This is a genomic window from Lentzea tibetensis (genome assembly GCF_007845675.1).
GTDB lineage: Bacteria > Actinomycetota > Actinomycetes > Mycobacteriales > Pseudonocardiaceae > Lentzea > Lentzea tibetensis.
This window is the reverse complement of sequence record NZ_VOBR01000034.1, coordinates 1-13,968: the sequence shown is the minus strand read 5'-3', so window position 1 is coordinate 13,968 and position 13,968 is coordinate 1. Positions and strand designations below refer to the sequence as shown.

The 13,968-nt window shown below is 71.0% G+C and carries 13 protein-coding genes and 1 pseudogene; 6 read left to right on the top strand and 8 right to left on the bottom strand.

Annotated features, from left to right (window positions below; all coding sequences use genetic code 11):
• Positions 1-53 precede the first annotated feature (53 nt).
• From FKR81_RS36475 to FKR81_RS36465, 3 genes are read left to right on the top strand one after another with little or no spacing between them, the layout of a single operon-like run.
• Positions 54-1,943 (top strand): S9 family peptidase, encoded by a 1,890-nt coding sequence (locus tag FKR81_RS36475; protein ID WP_146358784.1) that lies wholly within the window; start codon positions 54-56, stop codon positions 1,941-1,943.
• Positions 1,944-1,982: 39 nt separating this feature from the next.
• Positions 1,983-2,567 (top strand): hypothetical protein, encoded by a 585-nt coding sequence (locus FKR81_RS36470; RefSeq protein WP_146358783.1) that lies wholly within the window; start codon positions 1,983-1,985, stop codon positions 2,565-2,567.
• Positions 2,564-3,121, top strand: a complete 558-nt coding sequence (locus FKR81_RS36465) for a hypothetical protein (RefSeq protein ID WP_146358782.1) — start codon at positions 2,564-2,566, stop codon at positions 3,119-3,121. Before FKR81_RS36470 ends, FKR81_RS36465 begins: the two co-directional genes overlap by 4 nt.
• On the opposite strand, the gene FKR81_RS36460 is transcribed toward FKR81_RS36465, so the two are convergent.
• Genes FKR81_RS36460 through FKR81_RS36450 form a run of 3 tightly spaced genes read right to left on the bottom strand, consistent with a single transcriptional unit; the run spans position 3,118 to position 5,598 of the window.
• Positions 3,118-4,335, bottom strand: coding sequence for a DUF6236 family protein (locus FKR81_RS36460; RefSeq protein ID WP_146358781.1), 1,218 nt, complete (start codon positions 4,333-4,335; stop codon positions 3,118-3,120). The two genes, FKR81_RS36465 and FKR81_RS36460, sit on opposite strands and share 4 nt — an antisense overlap.
• Entirely contained in the window at positions 4,332-4,988 is a 657-nt protein-coding gene (locus FKR81_RS36455) for an RES family NAD+ phosphorylase (protein WP_146358780.1), read from the bottom strand. Before FKR81_RS36455 ends, FKR81_RS36460 begins: the two co-directional genes overlap by 4 nt.
• Before the next feature lie 25 nt (positions 4,989-5,013).
• Positions 5,014-5,598 carry a DNA-binding protein gene (locus FKR81_RS36450; protein ID WP_146358779.1) on the bottom strand — a complete coding sequence of 195 codons (585 nt, stop codon included), beginning with the start codon at positions 5,596-5,598 and terminating at the stop codon, positions 5,014-5,016.
• 212 nt (positions 5,599-5,810) lie between these two features.
• On the opposite strand from FKR81_RS36450, the gene FKR81_RS36445 reads away from it, so the two are divergent.
• Positions 5,811-7,004 (top strand): glycosyltransferase 87 family protein, encoded by a 1,194-nt coding sequence (locus FKR81_RS36445; RefSeq protein ID WP_186763382.1) that lies wholly within the window; start codon positions 5,811-5,813, stop codon positions 7,002-7,004.
• On the opposite strand, the gene FKR81_RS36440 is transcribed toward FKR81_RS36445, so the two are convergent.
• Positions 6,937-7,515, bottom strand: a complete 579-nt coding sequence (locus FKR81_RS36440) for an HdeD family acid-resistance protein (protein WP_146358777.1) — start codon at positions 7,513-7,515, stop codon at positions 6,937-6,939. The two genes, FKR81_RS36445 and FKR81_RS36440, sit on opposite strands and share 68 nt — an antisense overlap.
• A 162-nt stretch (positions 7,516-7,677) precedes the next feature.
• Here FKR81_RS36440 and FKR81_RS36435 point away from each other — a divergent pair, with 162 nt between their 5' ends.
• Positions 7,678-7,983, top strand: coding sequence for a hypothetical protein (locus tag FKR81_RS36435; protein WP_235922104.1), 306 nt, complete (start codon positions 7,678-7,680; stop codon positions 7,981-7,983).
• Here the strand turns inward: FKR81_RS36435 and FKR81_RS36430 are convergent.
• From FKR81_RS36430 to FKR81_RS36415, 4 genes are all read right to left on the bottom strand, one after another.
• Positions 7,967-8,830, bottom strand: a complete 864-nt coding sequence (locus FKR81_RS36430) for a hypothetical protein (protein ID WP_146358776.1) — start codon at positions 8,828-8,830, stop codon at positions 7,967-7,969. The two genes, FKR81_RS36435 and FKR81_RS36430, sit on opposite strands and share 17 nt — an antisense overlap.
• A 106-nt stretch (positions 8,831-8,936) precedes the next feature.
• Positions 8,937-9,800, bottom strand: a complete 864-nt coding sequence (locus tag FKR81_RS36425; protein ID WP_146358775.1) for a hypothetical protein — start codon at positions 9,798-9,800, stop codon at positions 8,937-8,939.
• Positions 9,797-10,465, bottom strand: a complete 669-nt coding sequence (locus FKR81_RS36420; protein WP_146358774.1) for a hypothetical protein — start codon at positions 10,463-10,465, stop codon at positions 9,797-9,799. Before FKR81_RS36420 ends, FKR81_RS36425 begins: the two co-directional genes overlap by 4 nt.
• A gap of 10 nt (positions 10,466-10,475) precedes the next feature.
• Complete coding sequence (locus FKR81_RS36415; protein WP_146358773.1) at positions 10,476-12,416, bottom strand: hypothetical protein; 1,941 nt, start codon at positions 12,414-12,416, stop codon at positions 10,476-10,478.
• Positions 12,417-12,645: 229 nt separating this feature from the next.
• Here FKR81_RS36415 and FKR81_RS36410 point away from each other — a divergent pair.
• Positions 12,646-13,968, top strand: a pseudogene (locus FKR81_RS36410) (hypothetical protein); the annotation flags it as partial.

The following is a 13,968-nucleotide window of genomic DNA, read 5'->3' as shown; positions in this document are numbered from 1 at the left end:
AGTCAATAAACTGTCCTGAGCTTTGCTAACCAATTCGGGTAACGTGCTTGTTCGTGCGCCCCGCAGACCTGGAGCTCCTGACCACTCCCGGCACCGTCGACGTGTCCGGTGACGTGGTGCTGGTGAGCGTCGCAACGCCGGATTTCGCCTCGAACAGCTACCGGGGAGGGTTGCACCGCGTCCTGCCGGACGGCACCACGAAACAGTGGACGTTCGGCGATCGCGACTTCGCGCAGCGGATCTCGCCGGACGGCCGTCTGGTGGCCTTCCTTCGCACGTCAGGCAAGGGAAAGCCGCAGCTGCACGTCATGCCGCTCGACGGCGGTGACGCCCGGAGCGTGACCGATCTGCCGCTCGGCGCGGGCGCGCCGGTGTGGGCGCCGGACTCGCGCCGCATCGCGTTCACCGCGCGCATCCCGGAGGAGGGCCGCTACGGCACCTCCGACGACGGCCCGGAGGCCGAGGCGCCGCGCCGCATCACCAATCTCATGTACCGCGTGGACGACGTCGGCTTCCTCGGCGACCGCAGGCCGCGCCTGTTCGTGCTCGATCTGGCCGAGGATTCGGCTGAAGATTCGCTGAAGGAGCTCACCGACGGCGCGTTCGAGGTCGCCGACCCCGCGTGGACCGCGGACGGCTCAGAGATCGTCGTCGTCACCGACCGGGACCTCGGTGCCGTCGACACGCTGCACCACGACCTGTGGGCGATCCCGGCCGCGGGCGGCGAGCCCCGGCTCGTCGTGCGGGGCCCCGGCGACGCCGCGCACCCGGTCGTCTCCGGTGACTCGATCTTCTTCCTGGGCACCGAGTTCACCGGCATCCACGCCGTCGCCCGCAACGCGGGACTGTTCCGCGTGCCCGTCGCAGGTGGCGACGCGGTCCGGATGACCGACACCGAGACCGTGGACCTGGACAAGCTGTCCGGCCGTCCGGTGGTCACCTCGTCCGGTGTGCTCGTGGCGGCGCGGAACCGCGGCGCGGTCGAGCTGCGCCGGGTGCCTCTGGACGCCGCGGGCGTCGTGCTCGCCGACCTGCCGCTGCTCGAAGGTGCGCGTGCCCACGTGAAGTCCTTCGCCGCGTCGGGTGACACGACAGTCGCCTGTGTGTCCACTGAGGACAATCCGGGTGTGGTGTCCTTCGTGGGCACCTCGGTGCGCGCCTCGTTCTCGTCGGTGCCCGCGCGGCCGCTGGTCGAGCTGAACGGCACCGCGCCGGACGGCTACCCGGTGCACGGCTGGCTGGTGCTGCCCGAGGGCGAGGGCCCGCACCCCGTCGTGCTGGCCGTGCACGGCGGCCCGTTCATGTACCACGGCTGGGGTTTCTTCGACGAGGCGCAGGTCTACGCCGCCGCGGGCTACGCGGTCGTGCTGCCCAACCCGCGCGGCTCGGCGGGCTACGGCCAGGCGCACGGCCAGGCCGTGATCGCCAGGTACGGCACGGTCGACGCCGACGACGTGCTCGCCGTCCTGGACCTGGCGCTGGCGAACCCGGCCTGCGACGCGGACCGCGTCGGCGTGATGGGCGGCTCCTACGGCGGTTTCATGACGTCCTGGCTGGCGGCGCACCACGGCGAGCGCTTCCGCGCGGCGTGGAGCGAACGCGCGGTCAACGCGTGGGACTCGTTCTCCGGTTCGTCCGACATCGGCTGGTTCTTCACCGAGGCCTACATCGGCATCGACCGCGAGGCCCAGTACGCGATGTCGCCGCTGAGCTACGTCGAGAAGATCACCAAGCCGTTCGCGGTGGTGCACTCCGAGCAGGACTGGCGTTGCCCGCTGGAACAGGCGCAGCGCATGTTCGTCGCGTTGCGGCGCAACGGGGTCGACGCCGAGATGCTGGTGTTCCCCGGTGAGGGCCACGAGCTCACTCGGACCGGCCAGCCCCGGCACCGCAGGCAGCGCTTCGACGCCGTCCTCGAGTGGTGGTCGCGCCACCTGGCCTGAGTGTGGTCGCCGTGTGGTGCGTCCTTGGATCGTTGCCGCATGAAGCGGTGGGTGTGGTGGTTGATCGGTGGCGGTGCCGCCGGAGTGCTGGTGTGCGTGCCGCTCGGCATGTTCTCCGGATTCATGGGTGAGGTCGGGGCACCGGTGCTCGCCGTGCTCTGCGGCCTGGTCTTCGGCTTCGGCGTGCTCACGCTCGTCCAACGGGGCGGCGGCTGTGCGTTCGGAGTCGCGGTGCTGATCGGCGCGGCCGCCCCGGTGATGCTCGTGCTCGAGGCCCATCTCACCGTGCTCCGCACGTACGGCGTGGTGGAGGAGTGCCGCGTCGCGCACGCCGAGAAGAGGTGGAGCGAGGGAGTGCGGGGCAAGTCCGACAAGTACGTCGTCGACTACGCGATCGCGTGTCCCAGCGGCATCCTCGAGGAGACCGTCGACTACTTCGACCGCCTGGAGAGCGACGAGGTGGACGTGTACCAGCTCCCGCCGCTGCGGCCCGTCCTCGCGCGGAGCATGCACTCCGAGCCGTGGCTGCTGTGGAGTCCTCCGCTCGCGATGGCGGCGCTCGTCGGGGTCGGTCTTCTGGCGAGGCGCCGCGACACCGACCAGTCGAGCGGGGTCGCGCGATGACGCGGCCACGAGTGGCGTGGTTGATGATCGTCGGCGGTGCCGCCGGTGTGGTGGTGTTCGCTCCCCTCGGACTGTTCCCCGAGGGGATCGGCTGGTTCATCACGTGGATGGTGTTCACCATCATCGCCGGCCTGGTGTTCGGCGCCGGAGTCGTGGCACTCGTCGGCCGCGGCGGTTTCTGGATGATCTCGCTCGCGTTCGCGGTCGGCACCATCGCCCCGGCCATGATCTCCCAGGAGCTGCACAACGCCGTGATGACCACGTTCGGCGCGGTGGAGAAGTGCCACGTCATGGCGACCGAGGAGTACCACTGGGAGAAGGGGGCGCGCAGCGGGCACGGGTACGACTACGTGATCGCGTGCCCCAGCGGCACCGTCGAGGAGTCCGAGACCTACAGCCACCGCCTGGAGAGCGACGAGGTGGACGTGTACCAGCTGCCACCGCTGCGGCCCGAGCTCGCGCGGAACGTGAACTACGAACCGTGGAACCTGTGGGGCTGCGTCATCGCGATGGTGGCGCTCGTCGGGGTCGGTGTCGTGTTCCGGCGCCGCTAGGTCTGCATCGCACTGGTGACCTGATCTGCCAGTGCGGACGCGGACAGGCGTTCGCCGAGGTGGAACAGGTAGCCGACCGGGGAGCTGCGAATCGTCTGGTCCCGCAATCGTTGCGGCACCTCGACGACACGGGTTGCGAGCGTTCCGCGCTCGCTCGTTTCCGTTGTCGTGTCCCGCACGTCGAGCGGCGCCTTCACCGTGGCAAGTGCGGTTGCCGGCTCCAGACCCATGTCCAGCAGCAGGTCCCGCAGGTCGTCCAGCTTGTCGGAGATCTTGCGCTCGACCTCGTAGTCGAGGTGTGCGCGGTAGACGGCGACATCACGGACGTCGCCGAGGCCGGTGACCGCCTCGAGCTGTGCCGCGACGTACTCGCGGAACCCGTTCAGCTCGCGCCGGTACCGCTTGCGCACCTCGATGATCTTCTCGACGGGGACGGACGCCATGTTCGCGGGGACGACGGTCTGGAAGGCCGCGACCACGAACCGGTCGATCGGGTCACCTGCCGTTGGCCTGGTGTCGTGACTGCTGCCGAGCAGCACCTCCGCGAGCCGTTCCATGGTCCAGCCGGAGAGGGCAGCGTGGGTCAGTGCCCGGTCGGTGACGGGATGCATCCGCTCCTCCCTGGCCACTTCCTCGGTGAGCGCGCACATGTATACGCCCGCGAGCTTCGGGTGCAGGCCGAGCCAGTCGCCACCATGTCCGCCCACTTCGTGGCCGAGGCCTGCATCGACGATCGCTTCGACCAGGTCACGCCGGATCTTGGTCAAGTGCACGTAGGAGTATCGGGGGTTCAGGTCGCGCGACGTGCCCGCCGAGCTGCCGCCGTCCGGATCGACCTGCCAGTCGTGCACGTCCTGGATGCCGTAGCGGTGACGCAATGCCTCGGCGTGGTGCACGACGAGGTCCAGGAAGTCGTCTCCGATCTTCATCGCGGCGAAGTACGGCTGGATGTTGAGCACCCACTTCAGCTCCCGGTCCAGTTCCACCGCCACGGCCGAGTCCCTCGCCGGATAGCCGTTGGGCAGCAGCCTGCCGAGCTTCGGCCAGTACAGCGCCGCGTACTTCAACCACGTGTCGTCGCGGACGTGGATGTACGGGTAGTACAGCGCAATCGGGTCCAACCGCTGCTCTGCACGGCCGTGGATGTGCACGTCACCATGGATCGTCCCGGCCTGGAGGACATTGCCGTGCACGGTTCCGGAGAACTCGTTCATCCCAGCAGTGTGTAGTTCAGCTCCTCGCACACGCGCGCCAACGGCAGATCCAGACCCGGATGGTCCAGCGGCAGCAACACGTCCGGAGCAGCGGGCAACCCGCTGGCACCGGGCGGGTCCCACAGGCACACCGCGGGGTCGCCGGAGTCCATGGACGAGCGGTACCAGAGCCCGTCCAGCTCCGGGTAGGCGGCGCGGATCGCGCGCGCCCACGCCTGCGTGATGTGCTTGGGGCCGCTGGAGATCTCCTGCGACGCGCCCACTCGCGTGGGCCACAGGCCCGCCAGGTCGAGCAGTCGCAACGTCCGGCGTGGTCGCAGGACCACGAGGAACGGTGAGCGCGTGCGGCGGTCGACCAGCGACGTCGACTGGAAGACCTCGGCCACGGACGTGCGCACGGACAGTCCGAAGTAGAGGACACCGTGCTCGTGGCTCTGCGTCGGCCCGCCGTCCTCGGCGGGCGGCTGGCAGTCGAACCGCGCGTGCGTGAGCGGGCCGGTGTAGCGGAACGTGTTCCAGCGCTGCGGGTGCAGCCCCTTGGCGGTGAACACGCGCACCAGGCGGGTCGCCCGGTGCACCGCCACCACGTCCTCGGTGCGGCGCAGGTGCGCCTGCAGGACGGCAGGGGCAGGCGGCTGGGGAAGCCGTGACATTCAGGTCCAGGTTGTCTCGTGTGCTCTAGACGGGTGTCCCGAGCATGGCGGCCAGGTCGGCCACGCGCCGCGGGTCTCCTCCGGCGAGGAGCCACTCACGCGGGGTGGCGGGCTTGCCGTCGACCAGCAGGTCCTCCTGTGCGGTGGTCATGAAGGCGGCTACGACGAGCGCGGGTTGGTCCACCGGAACGGCGGACAGCACGGTCTCCAGACCGGGCAGCACTCCACCGCCGGCGAACTGCCACGCGGGCAGGCGCCAGCTGCCCTTGTCCTTCCAGCCGACCAGCCTGCCGACACCGAGGCGGTGCCGGATGCGGCTCGTGTCGACCTGGAGCTGCCGGGCGGCCTCGGCGACGGTCAGCGCCGAGTCGCGCAGCACGGCGTGCGCGACGACCGTTCGGGCGCGCGGCTTCGCGTCCTGCGGGCGTGCGGGGGTCAGGTCGAGCCCCACGTCGGTCAGCGCTTCGGCCTGGTCCGGCGTGAAGTAGCTGGCCGGGTCGGGGTGCGGCGGAGCCAGTCTCTTCGCGGCATCGCTCACGAGAGAGAGGAACTCGTCGGGGGTCACCTGAAGGCCGGCCTTGGCCAGCACCGTCTCCAGCGCGGGGCTCATGCGCACAGAGTATCCCGTGCGTGCGCTTTTGTGCGCCCCCTTCACCCGAAATGACCTGAGGTTCGACGGTGTGCGCACAAGCAACGACGCTACGTGAAGTTTTCCGAGCGGGGATCCGCCGGAGGTCGTGACGTAAACCTCATCCGAGCGCTCGCTACGATTCGGCGTCCGAACGGCTCACACGGGGGTGCACGATGCAGACGCTGGCGCGATTGGACCTTCGCGGTCGGCTCATCGCGGCAGGCTGGCTCGTCACCATGATCGGCACCTTGGTGTTCATCATGAGCCGCCCGCTCGACTTCTCGCTCGACCTGCGCGTGTACCGCGTCGGCGGCGAGGCGTGGCTGAAGGGCTTCCCGCTCTACGTCGACGGGTTCGCCAAGCCGCTGGGCGGGCCGGACCTCCCGTTCACCTACCCGCCGGTCGCCGCGGTGATCTTCAGCCTGCTGGCGCTCGTGCCGCTCGCGGTCGCCGTGTTCGCCGTGGCGTTCGTGAACCTGGCCGCGCTGACGACGCTGTGCCTCATCGCCGCCTCGCGCGTGTGCGGGTGGGGTCCGCAGGCCGTGCAGTGGGGGCTCGGGGTCGCGGCCGTGACGTCGATCTTCGACCCGCTGCGCGAGACGCTGTGGTTCGGCCAGATCAACCTGATGCTCGGCGTGCTGGTCATGGCGGACTGCCTGCTCGCGCGCACCCGCTGGCCGAGGGGCGCGCTCATCGGCCTCGCCGCCGCGATCAAGCTGACGCCGGCGTTCTTCGCGCTGTACTTCGTGGCCAAGCGCGAGTGGCGGCCGGTGGTCGTCGCGATCGGCTCGTTCCTCTTCTTCGGCGTGCTCGGCTTCCTGATCGCGCCGTCGGACGCGAGCAAGTACTGGCTGGGCGCGCTGCTCGACCCGAGTCGCGTCGGCAGGCTCACCTACACCGCGAACCAGTCGCTGCGCGGCCTGGTCGCCCGGCTCGGGCTCGACGGTTCCGCGCAGGTGCTGACGTGGGTCGTGCTGTCGCTGCTCGTCGTGGTCGTGACGTACCTAGTTGCGGTGTGGGCGCGCGGGATCGGTGACGACCTCGTCGCGTTCCTCGCGGTCGCCACCGGCGGGCTGCTGATCTCCCCGGTGTCGTGGGGCCACCACTGGGTGTGGATCGCGCCCGCGCTGGTGCTGCTCGCCCGGCCGGGGCTGCGCCGCGGCCGGGCGTTCTGGGCGGGCTTCCTGCCGCTGACGCTGGTGTTCGCGCTCGGGCCGCACTGGTGGTTCCCCAACGACAACGACGTCGAGCGCAACTGGGCGTGGTGGCAGCAGGTGATCGGCAACGCCTACGTGTGGGCGGGTCTCGGCGTGCTCGTCACGCTGGCGCTGCTTGCCCGTGCCCAGCGGCGGAATGCCCTGTCAGCGACCGCAGGCGGAAGCTGAACAACAGCAGCACGACACCCCACATGATCGCGAAGACGCCGATCGTGACGACGAGCGCGAGCGCACCGCTGCCCGGACTGGCGAACAGGATGATGCCCAGCACCACCGAGAGCACGCCGGTCAGGACGTAGAACCACTCGTTCGTGACGACCTTGCGCATCCGGATCGCCGCCGCGATCTGGATGACCCCGGCGACGATCGCCCAGACGGCGATGACGATCAGCAGTGCCCCGACGGTCAGTCCGGGCCAGGCGATCGCGCCGATTCCGGCGATCACGCCGATCGCGCCGAAGACCCCCTGCATCACCCGGTCAGCGGTCGGCCATTCGCGCTGGGTGAACGACATGTACAGGGCCGTGACGCCGTCGACCAGTGCGTAGGCGCCCCACAGGAGCACCAGTGCGAGCAGTGTGATCCCCGGCCAGACCAGCGCCATCACGCCGAACAGGATGGCCAGAGCGCCTCTGAGCGCGAACAATCCCCAGCGTTGTGCGAGCGTTTCCAGCAGCATCGTGCACCTCCTGCTCCGGATCGTGGCCGGGGTGCGGGAGGTCGGCAACCTGGGATGATGGGCCGGTGCTGATCCGACGGCCGGTGCTGGACGAGATCGTCGCGGGCACCGTGACCCTGGCGTTCCGCCGGTGGCGGCGCCCGACGGTGCGCGGGCTCGACGTTGCAGACCGCGGTGGGCGTGCTGGCGATCGACGCGGTGGACGTCGTGTCGTCCGTGTCATCAGTGGAGGCTTCGGCCGCGGGCTACTCCTCGGTGGCCGATCTGATGTCCTTTGTGGACTCGCGTGAGGGTTCGCTGTACCGGATCCGGTTGCGGTACCTGGGCGAGGATCCGCGCGTCGCGCTTCGGTCCGATGTGGACGTGCGGCGGTTGAAGGCGAAAGGGCTCACGGAGAGCCTGGAAACCGGTTACCGCCTCTCCCCGCGAGGAGAGGCGGTGCTCCGGAGTACTACCGCTGACCGGTGATGATGGAGACCGCGAGGTCCTGCGTCGCCTCGTCGACGTCGCCGACCTGGAAGCCGCGGTTGGCCGCGTGCCGCACCAGCTCGGGCTCCGGCGGCAGGCCGTACTTCTTCAGGTAGTGCGGCACCGCGCCCGCCCAGATCCACGTGCCGTCGGTGCGGAAGTTCAGCGGGACGTCCTGCTCACCGGGGTTGAACTCGTCCACGTCGAGGTTCCGCGCGGCCAGCACGACCGGAGCGGACTCGAGGTAGGCGATCAGCCCGTCGACCAGGTGCGGCTCGACCGGCTGCCGGTTGACCACGATGCGGCCCTCGTCGTTCTTGCCGTCGTACACCTTGGCGGTGCGCAGCGGCGCGTCCGACGGCGGTTGCTCGGCGGCCTGGTACTCCTGCGGTTCGGGTTGGGGCAGCGGTGGCAGCCCGATCCGCTGCCGCCACCAGTCCGGAATCCGCTCGTCCGGCCGCGGGAACGTCTGCAGCTCGTCGCGGAAGCCGATGGGCGGCGGCGTGTTGCGCCACCGCGGCTCCTCCTCGGCGTTGAAGTCGACCGTGAACGCCGCAGGCGCCTCGATCTCGTACACCGCACTGAGCCACGTCCCCCGATCCTGCTGGTACATGCCCTGCCGAAGCTGGCCGAAGAGCTGCACGACGTCCATCGGAGGCCGCACCGGCCGCATCTGGCCATCCGGTCCGGCGAACGCGAGGTCGACCTCGATGTGCCTGCCTGCCGCGCGGTACTCCGCACGCACTCTCGTCCAGTCCGGCGGTAGTGCGGGCAGCATCGCGCGACCGATCTGCCTCACGAGTTGCTGCTGGTCCTCGTCGCTCAGCGGTGTCGCCGGCTGACTCATGCTCTCCTCGCCCCTTCGTATCCCCCCAGACGTTGAGCCGATCTTAACCGCCGGGCCCCGTGTGCGCGGGGCGGTTGACTCAGGTCACGCTCGGGGCGAGCCAGGCTCAGTCCGCTTCCGGGAGTGCGTCGACGACCTCGCGCAAGCCGACCGGCAGGTGAGCCTTCGCCGTGTCGTCGCCCGTCTCCTCGATCTCGACGCGGTGGTACGTCCCCGCGACCCACCAGTAGACGGCGGTCCCGAAGGGGTCGCGCGCCTCGTCGTGCATCGACTTCGCGATGCGGCTGAACGGGACGAGGAAGTCGATCACGTCGCGGGTGCGCACCTCGTGCAGCAGCACGGCGCTGTACTGGGGGACCGCGACGATCGTGCCGTGCGGAGCGTCGCCAGGAGTGAAGCGGTCCAGCGACAGGAGGATCGTCGTCACGTAGGGGTTGCCGTCCTGCGCGACGACTCGCGTGACGACGCCGTTCGGCAGTGTGTGATCCCGAACGTCCAGGTTCGCCAGTTCCTGAGTGATCGTCTGCTTGATCGCCCGGCGGTTGATCTCGTCCACCGCGGCGCCGAGCTTCGCCGTCTGCGCGTAGGTCAGCGGTGAGACGCGGGTCTCGTGGTCGACCACGATCGCGGCGTCGAAGTTCTGGTCGTACGGCAGGACCAGGGCCTCGGTCGGCGGGGTGTCCTCGTGCGGCTTCAGCTGGACCCGGAGCTGGTCAGGAGAGACGTCGTTGCCCGCCTGCGCGTCGGCGAGGTCGGCGCGCAACGTGCCGAGCCAGCTCTCGACGAGTGCGGGCCACTGCTCTGCCGGCGTCGTGGCGGCGGTCTTCGCGAGCGAGTCGAGCGAGATGCGCGCCCTGCCGTCCGGTACCGGCACCAGGAGTTCACCGCGTTCCGCGTCGAGCGATGCCTCCGGCGCGAGCAGAGGCAGCTTCTCCTGCACGGCTTCGATCAGCGCGGGTGGGGCGGTCATGCCGTTCCTCCGTCGATCAGGTGGGCGAGACCCGCTTCCTCGAGCTTGCGGTCGCGGTCGAACTCGAGAAACCTGAGCGTCTCGTCACGTCCACCGGCCTGCCAGCGTTCGAGCACCTCTTCGTAGAACGGCAACGCGCGGTTGAACGCTTCGTGTTCGTTGCAGTAGTCGATGATCTGCCGCAGCGGCTCTTCCGGGGACCCGGTGTCGAGGATGACGCGCCACGCCGGCGCCATCATCCAGTAGTGCGGCGGCCGTCGGCGTTCGACGGGCCGTTGCAACGACTTCTCGGCGGCGCTGGCGAACGTCTCGACGGTCCAGTGCTCGAACTCCGGCAGAGCGGCTTTGACCGCGAACTCCTGCAGGACCTGTCCCGCTTCGGCCGACCAGAGGTCCACGCGACGCGGGCCACCCTGCACCTCGTCCATCCTGAGCCCGAACGTCAGCGCCCACTTGAACCTGTCTCGGACGGGCGGTTCGACCGCGGCCTGGAACCAGCCCTCGTCGGAGAACGAGCTCCGCTCGAACCCGATCCACCGCACGGTCCAGTCCCACGGCTCCTGGACCAGCGCCGTCAGGTCACCCCGGCCCCGCAGCCTCCACCGGCCGGGGAGCGATGGTGCCAGCTCCCTCGCGAGTTCGTGCCAGCGGTCGACGAGTTTCATGCGCCCCACCTTAACGAGAGTCGACCTTGGGGAGTTTGCCCTGGTCGGCCAGCTGGTGGTTGATCGTTTCCGGGGTCTTCACGGGGTCCAGCCGGTCGTTGACCTTCGTCGCCCACGAGTTGCTGATGACGTCCTGGCCGGTCTTCAGGTCCCACACGTGGGCGGTCTCCCACTGCAGTCGGCCGCTTTCGTCGCGGAACTGTCGTTCCAGAATGAGGTCTGGCCGGATCGAGTCCTTGGTGCCGCGCGGCACCAGGTCGCCTTCGGCATCCCACGACGTCTCGACGCGGATCCGGTAGCCGGACTCGGGGTCGATGAGATCGTTCATGTCCTGTTCGACCCGCTTCTCGAACCGGTTGTGCGTCTCGGTGCCCTTGAACATCTCCTCCGGCAGACCCTTTTCGTTGATGGGTCGGTCGTACCGCTTCTTGAGGTCGTCCCAGTTGCCGTCGACCTCGTCCCACGCTTCGCGCGAGTACTGGTCGAACCTCTCACGCACCTGATCACGGATCTGGTCGACCTGTTCCTGGATGCGTGCTCGGTCCGCCGGGTCGGCCTTGTCCCAGTCCGGGTCGTTCTTGGGCGTCTCCGGCTTGTCCTTGGCGTCAGTGCTGTCGCTGTCGCTCTTCGGCTCGTCGCCGCGGTCTTTGGCGTCGGCGCCGTCGGTGTTCTTGTCGCTGCCGGGTGCGTAGCCGTCGTCGCTGGCTTTGGTTTTGCTGCCGTCGGGGTGGTGGGTTTCCCATTCGCCGTTGGGCGGGATCTTCGGCTGCCTGGTGCCGTCGGGAGTGATGTCGACGTCGCTGGTGAAGACGCGGCCGTTGGCGTCGGTCCAGGCGGGTTTGGTGGGCGCCACGACGGGGGCGTCGAGGTGTCTGGACAGTTGTTGGGCGAAGTCGTTGCTGGCGGCGTCGCAGCCGATGAGGCGGACGGGTTTGCTGCCGTCGTAGCCGGAGCGGCGGAGCATGTCGGCGTATTCGGCGGGGGTGTAGTCGTGGCCGCCGATGCGGGCTCTGCCGTCGGGGGTGATGTGGACGTCGGCGGTGAAGAAGCGCGGGTCGTTGGGGACGCGGTGCGGGAGGTCGCCCATGTCGGGGTCGCCGCCGTGGTGGCTGACGCCGGCCGGGGTGGGTTCGGCGTGCCGGGCGTGGGCCTCGGCGGGGTCCGGGCGCGGCTCGTCGGCGTGGGTGTGGGGGGTGTCGCTGTTGGGGTCGTGGCTGTTGGGGGTGTCGGTGTCCGGCTTGTCGTGGTGGCCGGGCGTGTCGGGGTCGTGGTGAGGGCTGTCCGGGCCGTGACTGTCCGGGGCGTGGCTGTCGGGCCGGTTGCCGTCGGGGCTGTGGCCGGGCCGGTCGGGGGTGTGGCCTGGGCGGTCTGGTGCGTGGCTCGGGGTGTCCGGGTGCGCCGAGCCGGGACGAGTGCCGTCCGGGCGGGTGCCGTCGGGACGGGATCCGTCGGGGCGGGATCCGTCGGGGCGGGTGCCATCCGGGCGGTTGTGGGGTTGGCTGGGTGCGTCGGGTCGCTGGCCGGGATGGGTGGTGGGGCTGTCGCCGCGGGATCGCGCGCTGTCGGGGCGGTTGTGCGGGGCTGGGGTGTCCGGGCGGGAGGGGCTGTTGGGGTGTCCGCCGGGGGCGTCGGTGCGGGGGCGGGAGGCGTCCGGGCGTGTTCCGTCGGGCCTGGATCCAGGGCCGTCGGGCCTGGTGGCGGGGGTGTCCGGGCGGCCGCCGGGGCCGTGTGCGCTGGGCGAGTTGGGGCCGTGTGTGCTCGGGCCGCCGGTGTGCGGCGTGCCCGCGGCGGGGCCGCCGGTGTGGGGTGCGCCCATGCCGGGGCTGCCGGTGTGCGGTGGGGTGAAGCCCGGCTGCTGGGTGTGCGGCGCGTTCGGGCCGCCATGCGGTGCGCTGGTGCCGGGGCTGGGGGCGTCGGCGTGGGTGGGGGTGGTCGCGGACTGCGGGCGCATCGGCCCGTCCGGACGCGCGCCCGGCGCGTCGGGGCGGGCGCCAGGGCCGGACTGTGGCGAGCCGCCGCCAGGACCGCCGTGCGGCGTGCCGGCGGCTGGGCCGCTGTGCGGTGCGTTGGGCGCTGAGGGGGCTCCGGTGTGCGGTGCGCCTGCGGAGGGAGCCGTGGGCGAGCCGGTGTGCGGTGCACCCGCGGAAGGTGCCGATGGTGAGCCGGTGTGCGGTGCGCCAGTGGGAGGAGCGGTCGGTGTGCCGGTGTGCGGGGTGCCCGCGTTCGGGCCTCCTGCGTGGGGTGAGCCGGGTGCCGATGGCGAGCCGGTGGCCGGGCCGCCGTGTGGTGTGCCTGCGCTCGGGGAGTGCGGTGTACCCGCGTTCGGTGCGGCAGGTGATCCGGTGTGCGGCGCACCCGCGCCGGGACCGGTGTGGGGCGTGCCTGCGGCGGGTGTGCCGGTGTGCGGCGCGCCCGCGGCAGGTGCTGAGGGGGAGTGCGGCGCGCCGGTGTTCTGGGTGCCGCCGTGCGGCGCCGACGGCGCTGCTGGTGTCGAAGGTGCGTGTGGCGTTGAGGACGCTGCGGGTGCGTGCGGTGCCGAGGAGGTCGACGGTGCGTGGGGTGCCGATGGTGTGCTGGGGGTGCCGCTGTGCGGGCGGGCGCCCGAAGGCGATGTGTCGGGGGTGCGGGGGCTGGGGGTGCCGGAGCCGAGGTCGCCTCGGCTGCCGGGGGTGCCGGTCCAGCCGCCACCGGCGCCGGGGCGGGCTCCGCCTGCGGTCGGGGCGCCGCCGGCCGAGGGTGCGCCGCCTGCTGGGGCCGCGCCGGCGGGGCCTGCGGCCGGGGTGCCTGCTGGGCTCTGTTGTCCGGCGGGTGAGGAGCTGGCGGGGCTGGTGTCGCGCGGGCCTGCCGCGTGGGTGGGTGCCTCGGGGGCGGCGACGCCTGCCTGCTGGGTCTGGCCGGTGTTGCGCGGGGCGGCTGGGGCGTCGGGCTGGGCGCCGGGGCCGTGTGCGCTCGGCGACCCGCCCGCCGATGGGGAGCCCGCGGACGGGGCACCGGAGTGCGCACCGGCCGAAGGTGCGCCGGTGGAGCTGGGCGACGGGCCGCTCGGGGACGGGCTGTGCGACGGGGCACCCGATGGGCCGTCCGCGCTGGGCGCGTGCGACGGGCTGGGTGCGCCGGCCGCGGACGGCGAGTTCGGCGCGTGCGACGGGGCCGACGGGGCGCCCGACGACGGAGATCCCGGCGAGTGCGCGCCCGGAGACGACGGCGAGCCAGAAGGCGACCCCGACGGCGAACTCGAGGACGGCGAAGTCGGTGACCCAGGCGAGCTCGGTGAGCCAGGCGAACCTGGCGTGCTCGGTGACCCAGGCGAGCTGGGCGAACCTGGCGTGCTGGGTGATCCCGGCGAGCCAGGTGTGCTGGGTGACCCAGGTGAGCCGGGTGTGGTGGAGCCTGGTCCGTCCGGTGAGGACGTCGAGGGTGAGTTGGGGGACGACGGTGCGTCCGGGGTGGAGGTCGAAGGTGAGCCGCTGGTGTGGGTGGAGCCGGCGTTGGGCGACAGGTCG